The 23,984-nt window shown below is 60.7% G+C and carries 14 protein-coding genes and 4 pseudogenes; 8 read left to right on the forward strand and 10 right to left on the reverse strand.

The annotated features are described in order from the left end of the window. Positions 1-45: 45 nt before the first annotated feature. On the reverse strand, positions 46-213 hold the full coding sequence (locus ACTHQX_RS12260) for a hypothetical protein (RefSeq protein ID WP_440157981.1): 168 nt from the start codon (positions 211-213) through the stop codon (positions 46-48). A 9-nt stretch (positions 214-222) separates the two neighbouring features. On the opposite strand from ACTHQX_RS12260, the gene ACTHQX_RS12265 reads away from it, so the two are divergent. From ACTHQX_RS12265 to ACTHQX_RS12300, 8 genes and pseudogenes are all read left to right on the forward strand, one after another. Continuing rightward, positions 223-597: a hypothetical protein gene (locus ACTHQX_RS12265; RefSeq protein ID WP_440174593.1), complete on the forward strand. Its 375-nt coding sequence runs from the start codon at positions 223-225 to the stop codon at positions 595-597. Continuing rightward, positions 598-885, forward strand: a complete 288-nt coding sequence (locus tag ACTHQX_RS12270) for a hypothetical protein (protein ID WP_440157982.1) — start codon at positions 598-600, stop codon at positions 883-885. Between the two features lie 412 nt (positions 886-1,297). Next, positions 1,298-1,699 (forward strand): hypothetical protein, encoded by a 402-nt coding sequence (locus tag ACTHQX_RS12275; RefSeq protein ID WP_440157984.1) that lies wholly within the window; start codon positions 1,298-1,300, stop codon positions 1,697-1,699. A gap of 60 nt (positions 1,700-1,759) precedes the next feature. Continuing rightward, on the forward strand, positions 1,760-2,710 hold the full coding sequence (locus ACTHQX_RS12280) for a hypothetical protein (protein ID WP_440157985.1): 951 nt from the start codon (positions 1,760-1,762) through the stop codon (positions 2,708-2,710). A gap of 253 nt (positions 2,711-2,963) precedes the next feature. Next, positions 2,964-3,925: pseudogene (locus tag ACTHQX_RS12285) on the forward strand (IS481 family transposase). Between the two features lie 41 nt (positions 3,926-3,966). After that, positions 3,967-4,257 (forward strand): hypothetical protein, encoded by a 291-nt coding sequence (locus tag ACTHQX_RS12290; protein ID WP_440157986.1) that lies wholly within the window; start codon positions 3,967-3,969, stop codon positions 4,255-4,257. 172 nt (positions 4,258-4,429) lie between these two features. After that, positions 4,430-4,594: pseudogene (locus ACTHQX_RS12295) on the forward strand (hydrolase); the annotation flags it as partial. A 109-nt stretch (positions 4,595-4,703) separates the two neighbouring features. Continuing rightward, complete coding sequence (locus ACTHQX_RS12300; protein WP_440158047.1) at positions 4,704-5,015, forward strand: nitrilase-related carbon-nitrogen hydrolase; 312 nt, start codon at positions 4,704-4,706, stop codon at positions 5,013-5,015. A gap of 27 nt (positions 5,016-5,042) precedes the next feature. Here the strand turns inward: ACTHQX_RS12300 and ACTHQX_RS12305 are convergent, their stop codons facing one another. From ACTHQX_RS12305 to ACTHQX_RS12345, 9 genes and pseudogenes are all read right to left on the reverse strand, one after another. Continuing rightward, positions 5,043-7,418, reverse strand: coding sequence for a hypothetical protein (locus tag ACTHQX_RS12305; protein WP_440157987.1), 2,376 nt, complete (start codon positions 7,416-7,418; stop codon positions 5,043-5,045). A gap of 126 nt (positions 7,419-7,544) precedes the next feature. After that, entirely contained in the window at positions 7,545-8,717 is a 1,173-nt protein-coding gene (locus ACTHQX_RS12310; RefSeq protein WP_440157988.1) for a DNA sulfur modification protein DndB, read from the reverse strand. Between the two features lie 565 nt (positions 8,718-9,282). Then, a pseudogene (locus ACTHQX_RS12315) lies at positions 9,283-10,033 on the reverse strand (ATP-binding protein). After that, positions 10,030-11,573: pseudogene (istA, locus tag ACTHQX_RS12320) on the reverse strand (IS21 family transposase). Before istA ends, ACTHQX_RS12315 begins: the two co-directional pseudogenes overlap by 4 nt. Positions 11,574-12,236: 663 nt before the next feature. Further along, positions 12,237-15,239, reverse strand: a complete 3,003-nt coding sequence (locus ACTHQX_RS12325) for a Z1 domain-containing protein (protein ID WP_440157989.1) — start codon at positions 15,237-15,239, stop codon at positions 12,237-12,239. A 19-nt stretch (positions 15,240-15,258) separates the two neighbouring features. Further along, a complete protein-coding gene (locus ACTHQX_RS12330; protein WP_440157990.1) occupies positions 15,259-16,236 on the reverse strand; it encodes a PD-(D/E)XK motif protein in 978 nt (325 codons plus the stop codon). After that, complete coding sequence (locus ACTHQX_RS12335) at positions 16,229-17,779, reverse strand: ATP-binding protein (protein WP_440157991.1); 1,551 nt, start codon at positions 17,777-17,779, stop codon at positions 16,229-16,231. Before ACTHQX_RS12335 ends, ACTHQX_RS12330 begins: the two co-directional genes overlap by 8 nt. Then, a complete protein-coding gene (locus ACTHQX_RS12340; RefSeq protein WP_440157992.1) occupies positions 17,776-21,150 on the reverse strand; it encodes a DUF499 domain-containing protein in 3,375 nt (1,124 codons plus the stop codon). The genes ACTHQX_RS12335 and ACTHQX_RS12340 overlap by 4 nt, the downstream gene beginning before the upstream one ends. Positions 21,151-21,175: 25 nt before the next feature. After that, positions 21,176-23,983, reverse strand: a complete 2,808-nt coding sequence (locus ACTHQX_RS12345; RefSeq protein ID WP_440157993.1) for a DUF1156 domain-containing protein — start codon at positions 23,981-23,983, stop codon at positions 21,176-21,178. Position 23,984: the final 1 nt, after the last annotated feature.

Raw genomic sequence — 23,984 nt, forward strand, 5'->3', positions numbered from 1 at the left:
CGCCGCTGAGCTAGTACCGCTGAGTCAGTGCCGGGGCAGTGTGCGTTATGCCGCCAGCCCGCTCCGCACCTCCCCAATGCCCTGCGGAATCCGCGTCTCGGCCAGCCGCTTGGCCAGGTACTTGGCGTCCCGGCACACGCCGGGGAGGGTTTCGGATGCTGCCGCGAAGATGAGGTCCTGCCCCAGCAGGTACAGGCGCGGCAGCGCATCCACGATCCCGCGGTGCTGCTGCCCCCGCCAGTCCGCGGGCAGCGCCGGGATCTCCAGCCATGGATAGGCCTCGGTGAAGCCGGTGCACCAGATGACGTTGCCACCGGAAGGCTCCGGCCGTCGTCGAGCATCAATTCGCCCTGCCGCACTCCGGCGACCCGCGGCACCAACTGGACGCCGGCGGCACGGAGGTCCGCGGCCTTGGTGCGGATCAGCGGCCTGCCCATGCCGGCCAGCTTGGGCAGCACCTTGCGCCCTACCGGCATGCCGGTGTTCAGCACGTGCATCCCGGCAAAGCGCACCATCGGGATGAGGAACCAGGCCGCGGTCCGGCCGTGCCGGAACGGGATCTCGCCGGTCGCCCTGCCGGCCAGCCACGTTTCATGAGTGCCGCTGGTCTCCAAGGCCTTCGGTGTTGTCACGGTTGTGCTGGAGTTGGCCTTCCCCGAGATGGTCCTGCCCGTCCTGCTCAACATTGTGCGCTCGACCTGCTTGCTGGTCTGGACGTCCGCGCTCCTTGCCCAGCTCGCGCTCCGCATCCGCGCCGACCGCGAGGGAACGGAACTTCCCCTGCGGATGCCCGGCTTCCCCTGGCTGACGGGCCTTGGCCTGGTCATTCTCGCGGCCATCTTCACTGTCGGATTCATCGGCGAGATCCCCGTCCCCAGCTCCTGAGCACCTTCGGCCTCGTGGCGCTCCTGGTAGTGGCGAACTGGCTCCACCACCGTTCCGGCAAGGTTGCGGGCCGCATTGAATCTGAGGACCGCGATAAGCACCCGGTGCCTGGCGACTGAACCAGGTGCTTGAACCAATTCGGGGGTTGGGCACACGAAGGGCGCGTCCGGTCTAGCCGGGCGTTCCGGCGCTGCATGTTCGTTGGTCTAGGGGGGTAACGGCCGATTTTGGGAGCAAACGATAGGAGCCCGCTCGGTGCCGATGCCTCTGCGCCAGCGAGGATTCGCTCCATGCTTAGAAAGCTGCTTCAGGACCCTAAGGCGGTCGGCCTCCGACGCCCGGCCTCTGGACTCAGCCAATGCCAGAGGGCCGGTAAAGTGATCAAGAACAAGACCTAAGAGGGGAAATGTGGATGAGTAACCTGGGCGGCTACCAGACAATAACAACGATCGTCAAGGCACTTGGTGGACCCAAGAAAGCCGTAGGCCTCATCCTCGGAGGCACGCTTGCGGTTGGCGGGGTCGTGGGCTCATTTGTGCCGAGTGTATTCAAGGCTGCGAAAGACGCCATCGAGAAGCGCACCTCACACAGCCCGACGACGGGTCAGATGTTCACAGTTCACGCTCACCGCGACGGTGAGGGTCGCAGCGAGCCGAAGCTTCGCGCCGGCGACCAGTTCCGTATCCTCGAGCGGGACGGGGACGCGGTCCTCATCGAAGTGCTGAACGATGATGACAACCCTTACTTCGTATCCGGAGAGATGCTGGCGAGGATCTCCGACTTTCCAGCGAACGAAGCAGCAGGGGACGATTAGCCCTCTGGTCGGAGTTCTGCTATTTCGGTTGGAAGGAATAGGTTGGAATATCCCCGATTGATGCTTGACAGTAATGTGTGGCGCTACCTCGTCGACGCCGACGGAGTGGAGCAGGTTCGCCGCGCCGCAAAGTCCAGAGTGCAGATCGTCGCGTGCCCCGCGGTCGCTTTCGAGGCGCTACGTGGCAACGACGCAGTGGTTCGCCGCAAATTGGCCAAGGCCATGACGGAGGGTGCCTGGACACGGCTTATGCCTGAGGCATACACGGAAGCAGCAGAGCTGCATCAGGCAATATCCAAACACCGGCCGGACTGGCTTCTACCAAGTCCGGACATGCGCCAGTGGTACCGATTGCAATCAGATTGGAAGCACGGTTGGTGGCAGCGAGCCCGGCATGACGTTGCGGGAGAAGCAGAACGAATCAACTCGCTGGACCACGGCCGTCTGCAGGCGGCTCGAGCTGCATCGGAATTTCTCCGCCAGGATGCTTTGACCAACGGGGTGACATTCGAAAAAATCAATTTCGACCAACGCGTCAGCTTCCAAGTGCCGAGGGACGGGTGGGATGGTCTTCCGTTCGACGCGTGGCGAGCGGAAGGCATGTTTAACTGGTGGGAGGAGCTATTCCCTAGGCGTCACTCCTCGGCCTACTTCGAGTGGATGACACCGCGGTTGAAGGTCGACCTGATTGCAACTCAACGGGCAGAATGGGTTACGTTCTGGACGCGGGATGCTTCCGTAAACGACCTACCCCGCCAATGGATTCGTTGGGCACTAAATTACGCTCAGCGAACGCGAAAAACGACACCTGGAACAGCGGTTGACAATCAAATTGGTGTCTACATGGCTGACTGCGATTATTTTGTAACGTCGGACAAAGCCCTCATTGACTGTATCGACAAAATCCGGGACGTTTCGCCTGTCCCTTTAGCCTCGTGTCGGCGCCTCCCCGGGGGGCCCGGGGCAGTCCCTGCTTTGCTCAACGTGATCGAAGAGTGTGCCGCTCGCTAGGACTACGCGTCCATAAGTGTCCCGGGCTTCGGAGGCTCCCGTCATTTGTTTCCCACCGCAAGTTCTCGGCTGGCTTAGTAAAAGACGGACCAGTCAACTGCTTCAGACCAAGTCCCGCCTCAGGTACCCCAGCTCATCTAGCTGTATTGACCACGAACGTTAGTGACGCTCACGGCGTGGTTTGGTGACATGAAGAAGACCTCCGGGTGGAGTGGGGCTTGTCTAGAGTCCAATTCCACGCACGGAGGTCTTCATGTCCCACCCTAACGCTCTTCTGACGCCTCGCGGCCGGCCTCAGCTCGCGCAATGTGTCGTTGACCAGTGTTGGAGTCTGCGCCGGCTGCGGAACGTGTTTTAGGTCTCGGTGCCAACTGCTGCTCGTTGGGCTCAGGGCTACCGCGAGCATGGTCCGGATGGGATGCAGGACCGGTCCAGCCGCCCGCGGTCTTCTCCCCGGCGGACGGCAACGCGCACGGAACGGCGGATCATCGCCGTGCGCGTGAACCGCCGGTGGGGGCCTGCCAGGATCGGCTATCTGCTGGGCATCCATCCGTCCACCGTGCACCGCGTTCTGTCCCGTTACCGGCTTGCGAAACTGGCCTGGCTCGATCGTGGCACCGGGCGGGTGATCCGACGACACGAAAAGCCCGGGGACCTGGTCCATGTCGACATCAAGAATCTCGGCCGGATCCCGGACGGCGGCGGGCACCGGGTCTTGGGCAGGGTCGCTGGCCGGAAGCACAGGACCGGCGCCACGGCCAACCGCAGGCCCGGCTACCACTATCTCCATAACGCCGTCGATGACCATTCCCGTCTGGCCTACACCGAGATCCTCACGGACGAACAAAGGAAACAGCAGCAGCCTTCTGGCTGCGCGCCAACGCCTGGTTCCAGGCCTAAGGGATCACGGTTCAGCGCGTCCTGACCGACAATGGGAACTGCTACCGGTCCCGGGCCTTCGCCCAGGCCCTGGGACCGGAGATCAAGGACAAACGCACCCGCACTTACCGGCCGCAGACCAACGGCAAGGTCAAACGGTTCAACCGCACCATGCTGGAGGAATGCGCCTACAGCTGCCCCTATCGCTCAGAGGCCGAGCGTGTCGCAGCTTTCGCCGGCTGGCTCCACGCCTACAATCACCATCGAGCCCACACTGCCCTCAAAGGTCAGACACCGGCCAGCCGCGTCACCAGCCTCTCAGGTCAATACATCTAGCTGAACATCCTGGGCACCAAAGTGGCGGACAAGGCCACTACGTGCTGATGGCATTCCGGCTGCTGGTCACCGTGTTCTTCGTGGCGCTGGCTATCGGTAACGTGATGTCCGCCAATTGCGCCGGGAGACTGGCCAGCGGGCGGCTGTTCTTCAACGACTCCGCCAGCTTCGCGACCATCTCCGCCGACGCGGCCATCGCCGCGTACTCGTTCCTGGGCTTCGACGCCGTGACCACCCGCATCGAGGAAACCATCTACCCCCGCAGGACCATGCCCCGCGCCATCATCTTCGTGGTCCTGACCGGCGGCGGCTTCTTCGGGGCGGTGTCCTAGATGACCCAACTGTTCCACCCAGGTGTTCGACACTCGGCCTCCGCGGTCAGCTCCATCGCCCTGCAGATCGGCGGGCAGCCGTTCGGCGCCGTGTTCCTGGCCGACCTGGTGGTGGCGCAGTTCGCCTCCGGCCTCGCAGCGCAGGCCAGTGGCCTCGCGCCTGCTGTACGCGATGGGCCGGGACTCGGTGCTGCCGAAGGCGGTCTTCGGCCGGCTCAGTGCCACGCTGTTGGCGTTCGGGCCCGACGGCGACCGGCTCGCCGTCTACCGGAAGATCCACCTGTTCGACGCCCAGGGCTTCGGTGAGTCGGCGTTCATCAAACCGGGCCCGTCCACCAGCCCGGTGCTATTCGAGTCCGGGGGAGCGCGGTTCGGCCTGATGATTTGCTACGGTCTGCGGTTTCCGGAAACTGGCCAGGTCACTGGCCGACGCCGGCGCCCAGGTCCTGCTCGTTTGCTCGTCTTGGGTGCCCGGGAACCACAGGACAGAGCAGTGGCTCGCGCTGAACGCGGCGCGGGCCATCGAGAACAGCGTGTACGTGGCAGGCGTGTGCCAGGCGCTGCCGGTCTCAGTGGGCCGCAGTATCCTGATTGATCCCATGGGGGTACGGAATCCGATCTCGGGTTGGAAGCGTGTGTTCGGGCGGTGGATGTCTCGCTGGAGACGGTGCACCGTGTGCGGGAGTCGTTTCCGATGTTCCGGCAGCGGCGGCTGTAGGTGGGCGGCTGACAAGGTGCTGGCACAGGGCCTACGGTAACTGCGGGCTGGGTGCGGAAGGAGAGTCTCAGTCAGCTCCATCGTCTAGTCCCGCCTGCTTAGCGAGTTCGTCGAAGGCAGGCATCACGGAAAGAACAGCCCGCGCCGCCGCGGTGTGGGCGAAGGCGAGCAGCTCTTCGTCGACGATCTCTTCGTTGGTCTCACGCCGCTGCTGTTCCTGGTGCAGGAGCAGCAGGTCAAGCCCGACGCCGAGCGCATACGTCTCCCGGGGGGTGTCAAGGCTGACCAGGTTCCTGGACCGAGACTGCAGGTACTGCTTGAGGGGCGGGTATTCCTGGTTGAGCATGACCACGGGGATCAGGGCCTGCCCCAGCGAAGCAAGGTCGCCATACTCCGAGCGCGTGGCGGCGAGGTCCGCTGCAGCGGTCGGGACCACCTCGCCCACGGTCGCCCTCGTCCACTCGTCCTGCGCGTCGTGATCCGTCCAGACCAACGCAACGTTTCTGCCCGGCTGCGCTCCCTGTTCTCCGCTGCCACCACCCGTGGCTTTGCCGGATCCCATGCCGGTGGCACCGATAAACTCAACCAATTCGAGCTTCGTCCAAAACGTGATGGTCTCTCCTAGGCCGACACTGTCTTTGAACCAATCGCGAAGGCTGATCCTGAGCTCCTCTATGCCCGGCTCGAGGCCCTCGGGTACTGCAACCATGACGCGGAAACGACCGTTGCGCACCTGCCCAAGAGCGAGTTCCTGCTCTCCGATGCCTGCGTGATCGCACTCGACCGTAAGCTGGCCGCGTCCTGAAGTGAAGAAGGTGTCCACCACATCGATCGTGAACGGAATGGATCGGGTCTTGCCGATCTCGGCTCGTGCGGTAGCCGGACCGGTTATCCTGGTCGGGTCGGCGTTCAGGTCGACCATTTTGGTAACCCCGCCGCCGCTGCTGGAGGCATTGCCCGGACCCGGAGCGCTGCCAGCGGATCCGTTGCCATCGCCCAAGGCGAAGCCCTTGAGGCTGAGAATCCTGCCGATGCGGCGCGCGATATCGAAGGTCGGCATGTCACTATCGGTGCGCAGGGCCTCCCGGATGAGGCGGGAGTTCTCTTGTTGCAGCGGCTCCCAGTCGTCGAGGAAACTACGGACAGTCTCCTCCAATCTAAGGGCGGGATCGTTGCGGACTAGGTCGCTTCGATCAGCAGTAAACAGGCTCGTGCGCAGTTGAATGGGGAGCTGGTCGGTGTCGATGGTGACCAAGATACGATCGCTCAGCCGCTTGAGCGCGGTCTTGCTCTTGAATTCCGCAGCGGTCCAGTGGTGGTGGACCTGACCGTTAGACAGGAACAGTACGACGTGACCGGCGGCCGCGAAGGAGCTCCGCGCACCAGGCTGATTTTCTTTAGCAAAAACCCAGTAGCGCACGGGTAACTGATAAGTAGTGCCGCCACTGTTGAAGGGCAGCAGCTCCTCGCCTTCGGGGCGGTCGGCGTTGGGGTTGTCGCGAAGCCGGCTTGCGAGGCCGCGCATGTTGGTGCTTCGGCCTCGGCCGCTGATCTCGTTGGTGAAACGGACGGGCATGACCGGTCGGAAAAGACGAGTATTGACGACTGTATCGAATGTCTTGGCGTCGCCCTCGCGAACACGCTGGAGGCCGTCTACCCCGTAGCTTATCAGCGCGACGTGCGTGCCTGGGCCGAATCCCGGCATGTCGGAAGCAGGGCATGACCATGGCACTGCCTTGTCACCTGGCTGCATCCAGGGCCCATCGACCAGATAGTAGGCACTTGCTCCTTTGGTCAGTGCCTCCCACTCGACCACCGCGACGGTAATCATGTCCTGCTCACCGGGCGCCAGGAGTTCAGGTGCGCGACGGCTGACAACGACTACGGCGCGTGCATTGCGATAGGTCATTGCACCACCGATACCGAAAGCACCCTGCAGATACAGCCGATCTTCCTTGTAGCTGCCGCCGAGCTGGAAGACTGTCGTAGGCAAATGCTCCGGCCGCAGGCCGCATCCCGAGTCACGGAAGACGGCCGTGAGCCGCTTTGTGCTGCTGGTCGGACGGTCCGACTCACGGAACACCACGCTGACTGGGTGCTCGCCTAAGGTCTCCTGGGCAGGTAGCAGGGCTCCGGCAGCCTCGTGCGGACTGGCGTAGGGCACCGTTTCTGGGCTACGCCAGCGGTTGAGGGCAAGTCGCTCAATGACGGCATCCTGCATGTTCGTGACGAGCTCGATGAGCTTGAGGTCATAGCTGCCAGACGACCCAATGAGGCCGTGATTGTTGACCTTGTCGCCGACAGGGCGTTTGTAGCGCCTTCCCACGGAACGGGCGATCAAGTCCTGCACTACTCTGGCATCACCGACGGTTGCCGCGTCGAGCGCGGCGGCGATGAGAATTGCATTGTTGATGGGTGTCTTGGGAAAGGGTGTGCCGGCCATAATGAGCTCCTTGGCGCAAGATGTCGATAGGACTGCCACTGCCACTGCCTGAGGTGTTGGCGGGATGGCTATGGCCGGTTCAGCCTTCGGCCGAATAACGACGGCTTGCTCGCCACCGTGCCGTGCTCAAAGGAAGCTGGATTCGAGCCGCTTGGCAATCTCGCTCGCAGCGCTTTCCCACGCTTCGCGCCCGGCAAGGGCCTTTCCGCTATCCTCATCCACGAGGGTCCCGATCAATGTGGTTCCGGCACGTCGGAAGTCGATTTCGTCAAGCGGCTTCATCACCTGCGAGATGCTCCGCCCCGTGGAATTGGAGGCACGGTGGACTGCGGCAGCGATGGCGTAGATGACGTTGGCACTGGTCAGCCAAGTGGCCTCCCGCAGCAAGACGACGCCCTTCTCGGTAACGAGGGCCTCGACCACTGGCGGTATCTGGCTGAAACCGGTCCAGAACTCGAGGATCTCGTTGTATGCCCCGTCCTCGTCCTTTAAAAGCGCGAGGTTTACCGCTTCCTCCCAGCCGCGGGTAGTGCGCTGTCCCGTTCCTATCAGCAGAGTGCCGGTTGCATAACGTAGCGTTTTGAAGCCCATAATCTTGGGCGAGAGCTTGCCCGGAGAGTCGACAAGAAACTCTATGCGGTTATTGGCAACCACGGGGACGATGGACGGCTTAATGACACGCTCGATGAGCAGGCGGTTGATGGCTTGCCGGCGGTCCATAGACTGTGCTATCGAGGCGTTTAGTGGCTTGGCGTTGTTCTGAAGGTCAGTGAAGTCTTGTGCGCGGCGAACTGGGTCATCGTCGAGTACGACGGTAACCGGCTGGCCGTTATCGGTGAGCCGCTTCAGGACATCGTCGCCGTGTTGATGGGCCTGGATGACGTCGCTATAGGCGGATGTACGGTGCCCCCCATCCCCAACCTTGAACTTGGCTCCGGGGCGTACGTAGAGGATCCCCGGACTGATAGGCGCCTCAGGATCGTCGGGCTCGAAATGGGCGTCCTCTAGGCCCATATAGACGAGCAAGGCGTTGAGGACGTAGTCCTCAGTCGTCTCGATGTACTTGGCGATCCCTTCCCGGTGCGCCTTGTCCTCTTTGCGATTGGTCCCGCTCCCCGACAGCGGATCCCAGTTCTCGCGGCCACCCACCGTGCCGACGAAGTTCACCGGGCTCATCACTGTGGTGACCATCTGACGCGTGCCCATTTTGTAGCCGATTCCGGGGAGGGCCACGCGACCGAACATGACCGTCCGCTTCGTCCGTGTGGAGGTGACGTCCGAATCTGGAATCTGGCTCACGGGGTATCCGATCTCACGTATTGCCCGTTGGATACGGGAATATTGGCTACGCTACGCCAGAACGAAGTATTTTACAACCCCCACATCTTGCGTATTGGCCGCCAGTCCGACTCGGCGAGACCCTAGGATAAAGCTAGTTAAGTGATTTCGATACTGCCTCGAGCCCTGCCTTCCATGGGAGCTATGCGGTGGGTGGGGAAAAGAACGGCCGAACGGCGGCGCTCGCCCTCACGTTCGGCCCCCAGGCCGTGCCTGCACGCCAGCCACAGTTGTCTGCCGTCGAGCTCCCCAGGCATCTGGATAAAGATTGCAGGCCCGGGCGTTCAGCGCTTCGGAAACACCGACGGAGGTCCGCCGGCGGCTCGAGCCGAAGCTATGGCCTCACGCCTGGCCAATCAGCCGGGTGTATCTACCCAGACGGGAAGAACGCGCCCGGCATTCACGTGCATACTGAGTATTTGAAGCTTTGAGCGCCACCTGTTCGTGCGGTTCAGCGCCGGGGTTCGCGCGAGAGAGCGCCAGCGGTCGCATGGCCTGCCGCCGCTGACGCCCTCCGTGACAGTTGCTAGGCGGTTGCGAGTGCCGTGTGCTCGCGCATGTTGTAGTTGCCTGTCTCGACCCAGATCGTGTTGTGGATGATCCGGTCCATGATCGCGTCGGCGTGAACGCCGGAGCCGAGCCGCTGGTGCCAGTCCTTCTGCGAGTACTGGGTGCAGAACACTGTTGACGTCTCCCCGTAGCGGCGTTCCATCAGTTCCAGCAGCATGGTGCGCATCGATTCGGTGGGTCGATCCAGCAGCCACTCATCAATGACGAGCAGGGTGAATGCGGCATATTTGCGCAGGAACTTGCCGGATCCGCCAGGGGTGTCTTGGGCGGCGACCCAGGCTTCCTCGAGGTCGGGCATGCGGACGTAATGCGCGCGGACGCGGTGTTCGCATGCGCGTTTAGCAATCGCGCATCCCAGGTAGGACTTCCCCCGACCCGGTGAACCCTTGGAAGACAACGTTCTGCTGCCGGGCCACGAACGAGCAGGTGCCCAGCTGGCTCAGCAGCAGCCGGTCAAGACCTCGCTCGTCGAGGAGGTCGATGCGCCGCAGGTCAGCGTTCGGGTAGCGCAGCCCCGCCCGCCGGATCAGGCCGGTGACTTTGGCATGGGTGAACGACGCGTAGGCGTCATCGACGACCAGCCGGAGACGATCTTCGAACGGCAGGCTGATGCTCAGCGTCTCGTCTTGGGTATCTATGGCTTCCAGCAGCTCGCCCGCGTTCATCTCCCGCAGCTTGCGTTTGGTTTCCGTGTCGAGGCGGCTCATCGGGTCCCTCCTGCGTAGTAGGAGCTGCCGCGCACGTATCCGCCATCTTCGTCAGCAGGCTCCTCGACGTACCCGGTTTTGTCCTGCCCGGTGTCCAGGATCGGCCGCAGGTGGGCGTAGCGGGGCGATCGTATCGGACCGCGCAGCGCGAGCTGGCATGCGGCTTCCACTCGGGCTGGCGAGAACTTACGAGACAGGCGCAGGACCGCCAGTGCCGGGTCGTAGCCGGCTTCCTCGATGCGGACGGACTCGAAGATCTTCTCGATCACGGTCACGGTCGCCGGTCCCATCCGTAACGCCCAGGCGTCGATCCGGGCCCGGTCCCAGGCTTGCCAGCCGTGCCCCTCGGGAAGGTCGGCTTCGTTCGTCCGATACTGGTTCGTCGTCGTCACGGGCAGCAGCAGGTGGCTGGTCAGGCGTTCATCACCCCGATAGATTTCGAGCATGGTGTCCGTGACGCGAAGATCAACATGCGCGCCGATGTGGGTGAACGGGACGGAGTAGAAGTTTTTTGCCCAGACCACGTGTCCGTTCCGGCCTACTTTGCGCCCGTAGGTCCAGGTGCTGATCTCGAAAGCCATCGCCGGCAACGGTTGCAGCAGCGGCTTCTCCTCGGCCGTGAACACGCTCAGCCGGGAGCCTTCCCGCTTCTGGAACGGCTGTCGGTTGTAGGCATCGGTCTGCTCCCGAATCCGGGCCCGCAGCTGCACCAGGGACGTGAACTGCTCCTGCCTCAGACCCGCAATCACCCAGGTGGCGACGTGGGAGACAGTGTTTTCGACGCTCGCTTTGTCTTTCGGGTGCCGCACCCGGCCCGGTAGTACCGCCGCCGAATAATGCGCCGCCATCTCGCGATAGGCGTCGTTGAGGACGACTTCGCCCTCGCGCGGGTGAGAGATCACCCCGGTCTTGAGGTTGTCCGGGACGAGCCGCGGGACCGTGCCGCCGAAGAATGCGAACATCGCCGCATGCGCGCGCAGCCACGACTCCTGCCGCATATCCAGCGTCGCCTCCACTGCTGAACGGCAGGCACGCGACGAACAAATACACCTTCAAAGACCTCTCCCGTTGCCGGGTCAACGAGCTGCATCGTCGGCCCGGACCAGTCGACCTCGACGCTGCGGCCGGCCTTATGACCGGCCCGGGACGACGCGCCAGTGACCTTGGCGTATTCCCCGTAAAGCCTGCAGAACCGGTCATAACTCATCGCCGCTTGCCCGGCCCGACTGCACCGGTCGAGATACTCCTGGTGCAGCAGCTTCAACGTCACACCAACCCTGGCCAGCTCGCGGTGCACCTGGACCCAGTCCGGTTGCGCGAACACGCTCTCCCGCACCCCGCGACCGGGAAACAGCGTCAGATACACCTCGCCCTCAGACTTCTCCGCAACGTCGTCCCAACCGAGCCCGAGCTGATCCGCAGCATCGATCACCGCCTGAATGCTGTGCCTGGACATGCCCTGAGCAAGCGAGATCGCTCTGCCGGACAGGCCCTGGTTACGCAACTGCAAGACGAGCTTCGCCTTGATCTTCCGTACCATTACCGGTACTCCTTCCACCACGTGGCCGTCACGCGGTGGAAGGAGCCTTGCAGGTGGCGCTCAACCAGACCAACACCGGCGCTGACCAGCGCAAATCGTGGGCTCGGACCCCGGCGCTAACCCGCACCACACATGGACCCCTCAAGAGCGAATACTCACATACCGGAACCGGCGTGGAGCTGGGGAATCTTCAAGGGTGAGCCATTCGTTAGAGGCGGGCGGCTGGTCGCGAAGCTATCTGCGCAAGGTAGCCGCAAATGTTCCCGTGAAGTAAGACGCAGAAGAGTGCGCTTACCCGGCTGTTGTTCGACCACAGCCGAGCGCGGGTCCTAGTCGCTGGCTTCGGAGTGCTCGGCACCTTTCGGTACAGCCGGATATCCAACCGCTGGCATGCGGGCAACGAGACGACTCACCTAATGGGCTGGATCGAGCCGTAGCACCCATTCGGCCGTCAGCACTTCTGACTCACCTAAGTGGTTGCGCCTTGGATCTCATGTTCGCTGCCAACTGCTGTCCGCTGATGGATTGATAGTCGTATCTGGCGGCGAGCGCCTGTTGATCGCCCGAGGGAGGGCGGCATTGTGGCTAATGGACGCTCGATGGACGGTTTCACAGTAGGGCGGCGTGAAAACGACTTTGGTGCCGTTTTCACGCCGCCAAGTTTCAGCTGGCCGCTATCCGAGCGTCGTGGTCGCTGAGGTTGTAGCCTTCGTCGCCCTTGGTCAGGATGGCGGCATCTGCCTTCCTCTTGCTGCGCACAGTGAATCCGATCTTTCCCTTCGGTGCAGACGCCAACGGTGCAGCATAGGAGATCATGACTGCGATGACAGCTGGGTCTACATCTCCCGATAGTGATGACGGATTACTCGGTGCGCGCTTCCCTGGGTCGTGAGCAGGGGTCAGAAGGATGGCTCCGCGCGTGGGGGTTCGGAGATCCTCTATCAGTGCCGTAACACCCTCGGCGGTCCTTGGGTCAGCGATGGCTTCCGCGGCGAGACGCTGGCGGCCAGAGCTACCCGAGAACGCCCAGTTCCTCTCCTCACGGCGCTTACGCTGCAAGACAGTCAAAGGAAGGCCCTCGACTGTCACCGGAGTGCCTTCCGTCAGATCGGGCAGGATTATCACCCAGTCCCGGATTCGCCCTTCGATGCTGGCCTTCTTTAGGAATTGTAGTTGGGGCTCGATGTCGAAGCTACCGAAATTGGTCTTCTCAAGGACCTGGATGAAACTCTCTGCAGGGACGACGCCGTATCGCGACGGATACTCTTTGCCGAAGTCTGTGATGAACTCCGTGGTGTTGCTCGCGGCTTCGATCAACGGACGTACGGCCTTAAAGTTCATCCGATTGATCGTATCGTTCTGTTCGGGCAACGCGTTCAGGTCCTTCAGCCGGCCGCCATCGCCGCGTTCGGTGACGACCGCGTTGTACCGCTTATTCGCTGCCGTGGGAGCCAGCCACTGAAGATGTTGGGTGACAAGGGGAGGCACGTCACGGGGGCGGACCTGCGGACGGCCGTCTTCGTCAAGCTCGGCGTATCGAGCTAGTTCTTCGCGAAAGAGTTCCTCATCGATGACGATCGACTCAAACGCTTCATAGAGGTCGAAGTATTTCTGGCCACTTAACTCTGAACGCCCGATGTAAAGGCGCACCAAGTCCCTGTAGCCCCCGCGGAAACCAAACCAGCGTCCCATCTGCATTAGTGTGTCTGCCGCCAGGGTCTTTCGGCGATAGTAGGACACAGTTAGACCCTCAACTGTGAACCCGCGACTCAGCTTTGTTCCACCGACCAGAATTCGCCAGACGGGCCTCTTGTCAAAGTTTAGGTCTTCCTGGTGAGCTTGAAGATCTTTGTCGCCGTTTACAACCAGCACGGGGTTCTGGCTGGAATTGATTTTGTCGAGAGCCTTGCCAATGTACGGTCGAAGCGCTTCGAAAGAGGAAGGAACCAGGGACTTGTCCTCGGTGCGAGCTTCCATGACGGGGAAATAATCATCCACCCAAAGTGCTTCAAGTCGTTGGAGGCCCGTCGATGAATACCCCCCACCTGCCCAAAGGTCACGAATCAGTGCCGCAGTGTCCTTGTGCTGGCTCATCTTCATGGACTCGTGGACGAGCATGGTGTGGTGCCTGAATGTCAGCTCCGAGTTGGCCTCGCGGTACAGCTTGACGGCACCAGACAACAGAAATGCGTCCAGAGAACTCCGCAGCGAGCCCTCGATCGACGCCGGATCGTCGCCCTTTACTGGACGGACAAAGGCGGCTTCGTTGGAGTTCGCGACGGTTTTGGCCCCGTTATCAAACTCGACGTCCAGGTCGTGGAAGTCTTTGGCACCCATGTACCCTGCTGGCCGCTTCAAAGAGATGATGAAGTCGTTCGGGAAGATATCTTCCGCATCCTCAGGATCGACGAACACGTTCGCGAACGGTGTAGCCGTATAGCCTACATATTGGCCTCGCTTAAGAGTCCCGAGCAGGTTCGCAATTTCTCGGTTCACGGCTGTCCGCTCCTGTTTCTCAGTGAGCGACGGACGCTTAGTGTTGACTGACGCCTGGTCAGACTCGTCATCGATGATGAGCGTAGGGATCTCAGCCAAACCGATCCTGAGGGACCTGAGGTCAGCCACAAGTTTTTTCAGAACCGTGGTGTTCTTTTTGACGACGACTATCTTGGCATCAGCTTTATACAGGTTGTCGGGATGGTAGAGCGGCTTTGTCTTGTCTCGAAGACCAGTGCGGAACTCGAGGGCGTTCAGGCCCTTCTTGAGGCGTTTGTAGTCGTCTGCGTAACCCGACAGGCGAACGATATCGACAAAACCAGCTTCGGAGGGCTGGATCCCGTGGGAGAGGAACTTGTCCCAATCCGTATCGTCCAGGTAATCGATGTCCTTGCGGTGGTCAGGATCGTTCACGTCCATGCCGCCGATAATGTTCTCTTTGCCCACCAGCTCCATGTCAAGACGACGTTGGGTCTGGGTGCGCAGGATGTTGAGAGTTCCGCCGAGGACGATGATAAGTCGGTAGCCTGAGTCGATGGCCTTAGCTATCGTCCCGGTAAATTGAGCGGTCTTGCCGCTCTGGACGTAACCCACAACCAATCCTTTTGACTGGTAGGGAGTTTCGTTCGTGGGGTCGCTGAGTCGGCTGACCACTTCACGCGTGCTGACGTCCAGGTCTGCGATCGCCTCCGCCGGCCACCCTTTGCCAGCAAGTACGCCGCGGTATGCCGGCCAGTAAAACGAGTGCTGCTTGGCGCGCTCGTCCGTGTACCAGGGGTCCGCTTCAGTGGCGATGACAATGTCGCCTTCCTCGGACCGGACAGGCCATTGCCCATTCACCGCGTCTTTGGCACCGGCGCTGAAGCCAAGCAGCGTTAGGACGCGATCCCTGCGCCAAATGGTTGCAGGCTCCGAGCCCTCGAACCACTCGCCCTGAGACGTGGCGTCCCACCTAGCCAGGGCGAGCTGGAACTCCATCCGGACGGCATCGTTGACGTTCTCCGCCGTTAGTGCTGATACTAGCTCATCTTCTTTTATGCCCGGAAAATCTTCTAGCTCAAGCTCACTGTTCACTCGTGCCAGCAAGGCTTTCGGTCTGCCCGCGCCCATCACCTTTAGATGGGTGGTGATGGCCTCGCGAACTGCGGATGACGACAACGTTTCCCCCATAGGATCCGTCCCTTCTTGGTCAGACTAGTTGGTCGATTGAATTGGTTTGATGTAGAGGAGTAGGTGCAGTCGCGGGCTCCCTACTGCTGACGTCCACTCGGTAGGACACATCACTGACAGTTTCGAAGTGCGGGACCACAGACTTCAGCGCTGCGGTGGTAATTGCAGGGAAGTCGTCTGTGACAAGGTAAGTCTGGATGGGACTGCGCAGCATGAAACGCTGGGAATACAAATCGCCGTCTTCACGGCGCCATCCGAGGCCTCGCAGATAGCCCCAGAACCGCTCGATTTCGGTGTCCAGCGATTCAGCGACGCCGGTTACCAGCTCGTTCAAGGACTCTCCCGAATCCAACCCTGCCCGCGTTATCTGCACTGAAATGAGCCACAAATCGCGTCCTGGTATCTTCTCCAATTGTGATGCCGAGCCAATTGTATGGATCCGCTTCTCGCTGGTCGTCGTCTTGCACTCGGCGTCGAAAGTGCTAAACACGAAGTCGTGTTGCTCGCTCGCTGGCCCCAGCCACGCATCGACGGCAAAAGCCTCACCGATTGAAGCGATGAGTTGGCGCATGAGGAGTAGCTCACCGTACAACCCGTGCTGCTGTTCGGCGCTTAGTCCGCTCTTGCCACGCAGCAACGCCTTGTAGTTGCCGAGTGCTGCCGTTGTAGCCCGCGCGAAGCTCGAGCCGGCGAACAGTTCATCAATGATGGCCGTCAGGATGTTGTAGGCCTCGAAGTGGGCGTCGGCAGCATCCACTCGGATCTCGAACTCACCGTCGGGACCATCGCCGAGGACGGCAAAGGAAATTCGGCTAAATTTGCTGACGTCCGGCTCAGCTCCCTCGGCCGGCGCAGTCAGGGCGATCTCTTCGTGGATGGGGTCTATGGTGATTTCGCACCTCGGAGAGTCGATAACACGGTGCCTCGAGATCTCTCGTTCGGCGAATAGTCTCTCTAAAGAATCCGGATCGAAAAATCGGTGCTGGAGGTTACTCATGGTCGCTCCCAGAAAGTGGTTTGGAGACACGTTCGATGTCGTCATTCAGTGCTAGTTCAAGTGCCATTGCCAAACGGAAGTGTTCTTGTTGTTTGTTTCTCTGCAGATGTGATTTAAGGAACTCGTGTTCTAACAGCACGAAGAGCAGGGTCTTAACAAATTGCGCGTCATTGGTGGAGCCGGGCGCACCGCCGTTGATGTGCTCTCGGTATTTCTGGTTCAGGTAGATGGTCCGCTCCTCCAAGTCGATCTCATAAAGGCCCATGCTGAGCGATTTCCAAGCAATTTGGATCGGCTCTGAGTTCGGTCTGAGCATCTTTTCATTGGATGCGATCATTGTCCTGCTTGCATCCGAGAAGCCGCGCCCCATGGGTGCGAAGCGCCGATGTTCTCTCGTACGCCGGTTGGACTCTTTGAAGGCGCCTCTGGCCGTGTCCAGGTACTGACGGAACGTCACGCCCGAACTGCTAACAGCTCTGTCGATTGCCGTGGTCAAGGCCGGAGTAAATTGAACTCCGGTCTTTTCAGGATTGATCTTGACGTGCTCGTCGATACCGGTGCCGACGTCGAAAATCACCCGGGCTAACTGCAATGCCTTCTCGTTAGGGAGGAGTTTCGGCCATCCGCCGAGATGCTGCAGTCGGTCGCGACGGTACACAAATATGCCTTGGTGGTGTTCCCTGTCTTTGCCCAAGAGACGTGCCGCGGCAGATGATCCACCGGCTGGCAGAATGTGGCACTCGAGCGTGAACTCCTGACCGCCGACCTGTCCTGTCAGTTTCATCGGGTAGTCGTCGTGCCCGCTTTGCCTGTAGTCGAACGGGTCGGTGGGCTCGAGCCTGGAACTCAAACCCTGCTTGGAGCTGGCAGCGTCGAACACATCGACGTAGATGTCTACTGCACCGGTCTCTAGGAGCCTGTGAAAGATGACAGACAGTTCTTGCTTGAGCGCCACAAGTGCGTTCTCGAACCATCGCGTCTGATCTGCGAGATTATCGGCCGCAGACATGCCATGCACGTCGGACCACTGCACGACTGTGCCCGTCGTCAGATCGAAGCCGTAATCAGATGCGTAGAGGTGCGCGAGTGCGGAGGATTTACTGAGGATGTCGCACTGAGCGCCATTCATCATGGAGTCTTTCGTCATCCGCATGCCGGTCGGATCGTTATTCGCTGCCCTGGTCCACACGCTAAGCACATTGGCCTGGCTGAGGGAGCTTGCTTTGAGGCCCATGCCGAAGTGGCCGAGTTCGTCCGGCCTGTAGCAGCGACGACGGCCCACGGTCATCCCGTCGCGGAGCCCAGCCGGAGTCATCCCTTTCCCGTTGTCGACGATTTGTACGCCAACAACGGTCCCTTGACTTTGCAGGAACCGAACCAATACCGCATTGGCTTCAGCGCTTATGCTGTTGTCAATTACGTCGGCGATCGCCGAGCTCAAGGTGTGATGCTTGCCAAGGCCCTCCATGGCTTTGGAATCGATAGGCAACGTGACACGCTCTACGGCCTCTTCGCCCCCGAAGAGGTCCACAGGACCCGTCATGACTCGTCCTCGAACCTAGCTGACTCGAACTTGAGCTGCGTGGCATTCTCGCGGACCACACGTACGGTCTCGGCATCGAATCCTGCGGCGCGGTTGGCGATGACCTCGACTGAAACCTCGAGGTCGGCATCGGGCACGGTGGCAAGATGATTCAGCACCTCGTCGTAGACCTTCTGCAGATCCGCTCTGAGCGCTTCAGCACGCGCGTAGAACGTGCCGGTGAACCTTACATTCTTGGCGCGCTCACGCTTTGCCGGTTCCAGCTGCTCCCACGGCAGCCTCGTCCTCCCGTCTTCCTTGCCGCCAGAGGTTCTACCCTCGGTTATATCCGCGGGCTCGTCGGTAGTTGCGCGTGCCTTCGCCGCTTCTCGCTCCCGCTGCTTCTCAGCCAGCCTTGGATCTACCAACAGGGTCGAGTCGGTGATAGTCCCAAACGAGTCATTAGTCATGGGTAGTGCCAGCCCGAGGAAGTCCCCTGAAGCCTCGTCATACCCCTCCGCCAGAGCGAAGCCCTCGGTACTCCAAGTCGGCAACTCCAGCACGGCACGCACACCTGTCTCGAGGACTGAGCGGTCACGGATACGCCGCAGGTAGGCGTACTGCGTGTAGTACCCCCACAACTCGCCTACAGTGATGCGTCCAGCGTTCCAGCGTGCCCTTAAACGCCCATCGAGGGCCTGTTTTATCGCGGCCGGTGCGTTGACCACGCGCAACGCATCATAGCGGACCAGCGCCGTGCCTGTCCGCTCTGTGAGCGACTCCGTGCCGCTGCCGATCTTCTGTTTTGACCATTGGACCGCGTGGCCCTCGTGGATCTCGGGCGCGAGGGCCCATAGGTACGTGCCGGACAGTCGGAGATCCACCGCCTTACGGCTTTCCGCGAGCCGTGCCTTGACCTGGGTTTCTTGTTGGCGAGTCAGCCCGAGATCATCGATTTGGCCGTTGATGTCGCGCCACGCAATGAAGTCACGGACCGCAGTATCAAGCGAGACGTACTCGTTCTCGTCGGGTGCCAGGAACACAACCGTGTTGCGGTGCTGCCGATTCGCGGACCCGCGATGTTCATACACATCGTGAGCGAACGCCAGGGCGTCGCTTGTTTCCGCTTTGCTTCGGTGCCGGTGCTTAGGGTGAAGGAGGACAAGCCGAACGCCTTCCACATCAGGAACGTCCGAGGAGGACGACGGCGCCACGACCGTTCCGGTGAACGCGGAAGTCGCGCGCCCCTCGACTTTGTTGAGGCGGTCCACAATCTCCTGCCAGACGTCTTCTTTGTGCAGTCGCTCGGCAATGTCCTTAGCCTTGCGGCTCACTGAGGCCTGGACATCGAACCAATAGCGGCTGGACTCGGAATAGAAGTACGTGGCCTGCTCTGACATGAGCTGAAGCGCGCTGCCAAAGTTTCCCACCACATCGCCGGGGATGGCCACTCCAAGGGCAACATGCTGACGTTCAATGCCCTTGTGCGCGCTGCGGAGCGTTGGGGCGGAGCCCAGGAAAATCGTTCGTGCCAAGCGTCGAGACAGAAGTCGCTGTTGGAAGGCTGGCCTCGACGCATCTATCCGGGCCGGGGTAGCTGCCGAGCCGTCGACGTCGGCATCGATGATGGGCTTCCATTGGTCGTCGAGGTACTGCGTGATCTCGGTGAGAACACCGTCGGTGTCGAGCGGGACGCTGCCCGGCATGATCATGGGGCTCTGGTCACCAGCCATCCATAGCTCGTGGACCACTGTGCTCATAAGCCGCAGCACGCCGCGGGTTCGCTGGAACCTCTCCAGCGTGGACCAATCGCGGTAGAGGCGCTCGAAGAGCTCGGGGTGGATAGGGTACGCCTCGGCGATGCGGCGCTCGTATTCGCGATCCATGGTTTCGACAGGGAACTCATCCCGATGATTTTTATAGAACTCCGCGAACTGTCGAGCCGTTGATGAGATGTCGACGGAAGCATCACCGGAGGGAGCTTCAAACAGCCGCCGGCGCACGATCTCGAATGATTCGCGGGACGTTGCTGGCCGCCACTGATCTGCCACCCGACGGACCACGTTTTGAAGACGCTCGAGTGCAGCTTTGCCGTTGGCGCCGCCGACTTCGAGGTCGGACGAGGAATCCTTTCGGCCTTCCGAGGTGTGGTCGGACGCTGGAATCGAGACCACCAGCATGACGCCGGGAACTGATTTCGCAGCTTCGGTGAGCGTCTGAGCGAAGGTGAACTGCGTGTCGAAGGTGCCGGCTGGCAAGCCATCCCGCGCGTACAACTGCCGGGCATATGCCACCCATTCGTCAATGAGAATGAGCGACGGCGAGTAGCGGCTCAGCAGCGTCCTAAGGCTGGCGCCTGGATTGGTTCCGGAGACGTCTGATTCCTTGACGATGTCGTAGCCCGAGCGGCCACCGAGCTGCCAGGCGAGTTCGCCCCACAATGTGTTGACGACGGTGCCATCCTCCTTGGCGGTGTCCTTCCCCGGCGTTACGGCGATGTGATTTCCCACGAGGACGGCGCGCCTGCACGTTCCGAGCGCCTGGAGATCGGTGCCACTGAGGAGCTCTTGAATTTCCTGAGGGTACTCACCGAGTTCGTGGCCTGACATGATGTGCCAGAGGGCGAGCATCGAGTGGGTTTTGCCGCCGCCAAAGTTGGTCTGCAGGTTGATCACCGGGGGAGCATTGAGATCGCCGCTAATGCGGCGAACGGCTTTCGCGAGGAGATCCTTGAGGCCTTCGGTCAGGTAGGTGCGGCGGAAGAACTGCACAGCATCGATGTATTCCTCGGATCCGACACCTTGTGCCACCATGTGGAGGTCAGCTGCGAATTCACTGGCATTGAAGGTTCCGCTGATGACATCCGGGTGCGGTTTGACGACGTCGCGCCAGGCTTTGATGGTGGACGATCCCGTTTCCGTGAGGACACCCGATGCGGTGGCCTTCTTGACGTCTTTTTGGAAGTTGCTGTTGCGGAGGTCCTCGCGGGAAGCCCTGATTTGATCGGCGCCAACAGGCGACCCAACTACTCGCAAGAGTCGTTCGAGAGTGTCCAGTGCACGATAGGCGTCGTCGAAGTTGACTGGTTTTCGGTGCGCCCAGTTATTGCGGATATCGCGGGCCTCGCCAGCTAAATTCTGTTCTGCTCGGGAGAGTTTGCCGTCAAAGGGGAACCAACCGGGAATCAGTTTTTCCGTGAGTGCTCGGAGCTGATCATTGGGATCGAATCGGTTGTACTGTTTTGCCGCCCCGTTTTGTGAATCTTTGGCAGCGAGAATGATCGTCCAGTCCTTGCCTGGGGGCACTTTAGATGCGAGCGCTTCGGCGACGAAGGGCTCCAGGCCCTGCGCCAAAATATCGAGTGCCTTGCCGATTCGGTCGAGATTGCTCATTGCCATGATGCCCCCATGTGTTTTTCTAGAACTCGTCGTCGAGGAATTCGAAGTCGAATCCGGTCTGTGTGGTGGTGGATGCGCCTGATTCGGAGGCCCGCAGGATATCTGGCCACGCGGTGGCCAGGCTGTTGAAGGTTTGGCCAATGGCAGACCAGTTCTTCCGTTCAGCGATCGAGTACAGGAGGTACGCGAGTTCTTTCACTGCGTCCAAATCGATCCGCGAACCGGGTGTCTGTTTAAGCCTGGCGACCAGCTGGCCAGCATCCTCGATGCCCTTGGCTTCCAGGATACGAGCTGTGTGAAGCGCAGCCTCCCAGACACTGAGACGCTGGTCGCGGCGGGGATCGTAGTCGTCAGGTAGTTTGGCCGGGGTAAAGAGCTGGACCTTGCCTGCACGGCTGGTCAGTATTCCGCCGCGCTCCATTCCGGGAACGGAGGTGTTCAGTGCTGTTGCCTGGTTCTCGGCATCGCCAAATAATCCCGCATCGAATCCATTCTGGTCGAACCACTTGAGCGCCCATCGGGTGTCTGAATCGAAGTCGCCTTCCAACTCATTGAGCACTTCCGCCAACACTTGGTTGATGAGTTCGAGAGCCGTGCGGACGCTCATGGCAGAGCCGTCTGCCTCAGTGACCTTTGAATACCTCGTAAAGACCGCCATTCCAGGTCCAATGGTGGACTGGGCCAGGTCCACCGGAGCCACGGCGGCTTGCTGAAGCTGATGGAGCTTGGATGGAAGCTCGAGGCGGAGGACGGCCAAAAACCCGCCGCGATCGGTAGACGACGCTGATTCGCTACGTGGGCGGCAGGCGAGAACAATGGATGAAGCAAGCGCATTCGTACCCGAACCAATCATGCGGTTGCTGAGTTCACTGCGCACCGGCCATGTGGCAGTGACAGTCCAGCCCGCACGGACGATGCCTTCTAAGATAGTGGCCCAGCCCGTTGCTGACGTCCCGTCTTTGGTTTTTTCTGCCTGTTTGAAGGCGTAATAGATGGCGATTGGGTAATCAGCCGCTGCTTCACGTCGAATTTGGCGAAACACGTTCTCGAAACCAGATTCAAAAAATTCGGCCGCAGCAGTCTTACCGTTGTGACGGTAGGGATTAGCAACCAACTCCTCGCTTTTTGGGACCAAAACCGTTCGTTGAAGACTGTCAAATACACCGCGCAACATACGTCGTTGCCAGACGTAGTAAAAGTCGGAAAGATCCGAATAGCCGATGTTGTCGTAATAGGGAGGGTCTGTGGAGACGACGTAGCCGGAATATGAACGGGTTTCAGCGTTCTCGGGGGAAACTGTCCCACCGATTCCATCTCCTAAGCGTTCTACGACGCGTCCGACAATATTCACGCTTTCCGCCAACGTCCCGCTGGATGACGCGAATGGGTTGGCTTCGGCGAAGTCCCAAGCCATGGCAACGGCCTGGCGGGCAAAAATTCCCCGTACCTGTTCCTTTGTTGTACTTGAGTCCCAGGTGCAGACAGCCGAGTTTCGATCGCCTATTCTTGAAACTGCCAAACAAAGGTATAGTGCCACCGCATCAGCATAGGCGGCCGCTCCTGTTCCGCCAGCCTCGAGACGTTCGCCTTTATGGAGTCCTGCCGTCAATGCGTCGGTAAAAACTCTTTCTCGCGCTCTAATGACTAGGTCGCTAAGAGTAGTTAGAGCTATTAGCTGCCGACTTGTGAACAGGTCTGAGAACCTCGTCAACCCATAATTGGGTGTCTTGAAATCGCGGGGGTTCCTCGGTAGGTCGCCATCCGGAACGTCAGCAGGAGTCTGACAGCTGGCGGCCGTGTCCAACTGGTGATCGTCGGGCGCTAGATAGATACGTGAACGCTTTCCTTCTGCAACGACGGCCATCAGGTCTGAGCCCAAGCCAAATTCTTGGCCTTGTTCACGAATGTATTTCAGGGCCACGCCGGCGCCGCATGAGATGCAGACGGCACCTGTCCGGCCTACAGTCCCGTCGTCGACGGGGGATGGTGCGTTGTCCGGGTCCGTTCCGATTGAGTAGCTGACTGTGCCGTCCATTACGGATGGCACGACGTAGGCTTCTTTTCCCTTCTTCTTGCCCAGCCACCAAGAGCGGACGAGTGGCATCGCGATTCCGCAAGCAGGGTTGGGGCAGGTTACAGTTCGAGCCCAGATCCAAGCGATGACGTCAGAGGTCTGTCCGGCACCAAGCTCGGCATGGGGGTACAGATGGCCAATCTTCTCCTGTGCGGCGGTGCGCATCCACTCGCCGTAGGCACGGACATCGGCGGCCAGGCCTTCGGCGCCGGACCACGCCGTCGTCTGCCTCTCAGAAAGCTCAGGGAAGACAGGTGGCGCGTCGGCGAACTTTGGCGGTATTTCGATAAGCGCCTTGTTAATCAGCACAGCCACCGGGTTGAGGTCGGACGCGTGGGCCTCGAGGCCGAGGCGCTGAGCCTCGAGCGGGATCGATCCACCGCCCGCAAACGGATCCAGGATGGCGGGCGGGCCGTCGGGGCCAGCGGACTTCACGATCTCGGCGTGAGCTGCCTTGAGGAGTGCCTTGTTGTTCGAGTTTTCCCAGACCACAAGCTGCTCGATGATGCGGTGGAGGCGGGCGCGCTCGGTGGCCTGTGCCTCTTCGGTAGGAAACCGGTCCGGGTGTGAGGAAGGGTCATCGACCAGCTGGGCGAAGAGCACGGCACGGGCCGCGGCAAGGGGGCGTCGGGCCCACCACAGATGCAGCGTGGACGGGTGTCCATGGCGTATGGACTTTTCGCGTGCTGACTCCCGATTGATGACCTCGAGGGGCATCGAGACCTCGATGAGTTTTCGCTTCTCCGCGTGCATA

This window comes from Arthrobacter sp. SAFR-023 (assembly GCF_051965295.1).
GTDB lineage: Bacteria > Actinomycetota > Actinomycetes > Actinomycetales > Micrococcaceae > Arthrobacter.

Coding starts and splice junctions, on each gene's coding strand:
- ACTHQX_RS12345 (WP_440157993.1), bottom strand. CDS start 23,983: ATGCACGCGGAGAAGCGAAAACTCATCGAGGTCTCGATGCCCCTCGAG.
- ACTHQX_RS12325 (WP_440157989.1), bottom strand. CDS start 15,239: ATGGGGGAAACGTTGTCGTCATCCGCAGTTCGCGAGGCCATCACCACC.
- ACTHQX_RS12330 (WP_440157990.1), bottom strand. CDS start 16,236: ATGAGTAACCTCCAGCACCGATTTTTCGATCCGGATTCTTTAGAGAGA.
- ACTHQX_RS12305 (WP_440157987.1), bottom strand. CDS start 7,418: ATGGCCGGCACACCCTTTCCCAAGACACCCATCAACAATGCAATTCTC.
- ACTHQX_RS12340 (WP_440157992.1), bottom strand. CDS start 21,150: ATGAGCAATCTCGACCGAATCGGCAAGGCACTCGATATTTTGGCGCAG.
- ACTHQX_RS12335 (WP_440157991.1), bottom strand. CDS start 17,779: ATGACGGGTCCTGTGGACCTCTTCGGGGGCGAAGAGGCCGTAGAGCGT.
- ACTHQX_RS12280 (WP_440157985.1), top strand. CDS start 1,760: ATGCTTGACAGTAATGTGTGGCGCTACCTCGTCGACGCCGACGGAGTG.
- ACTHQX_RS12275 (WP_440157984.1), top strand. CDS start 1,298: ATGAGTAACCTGGGCGGCTACCAGACAATAACAACGATCGTCAAGGCA.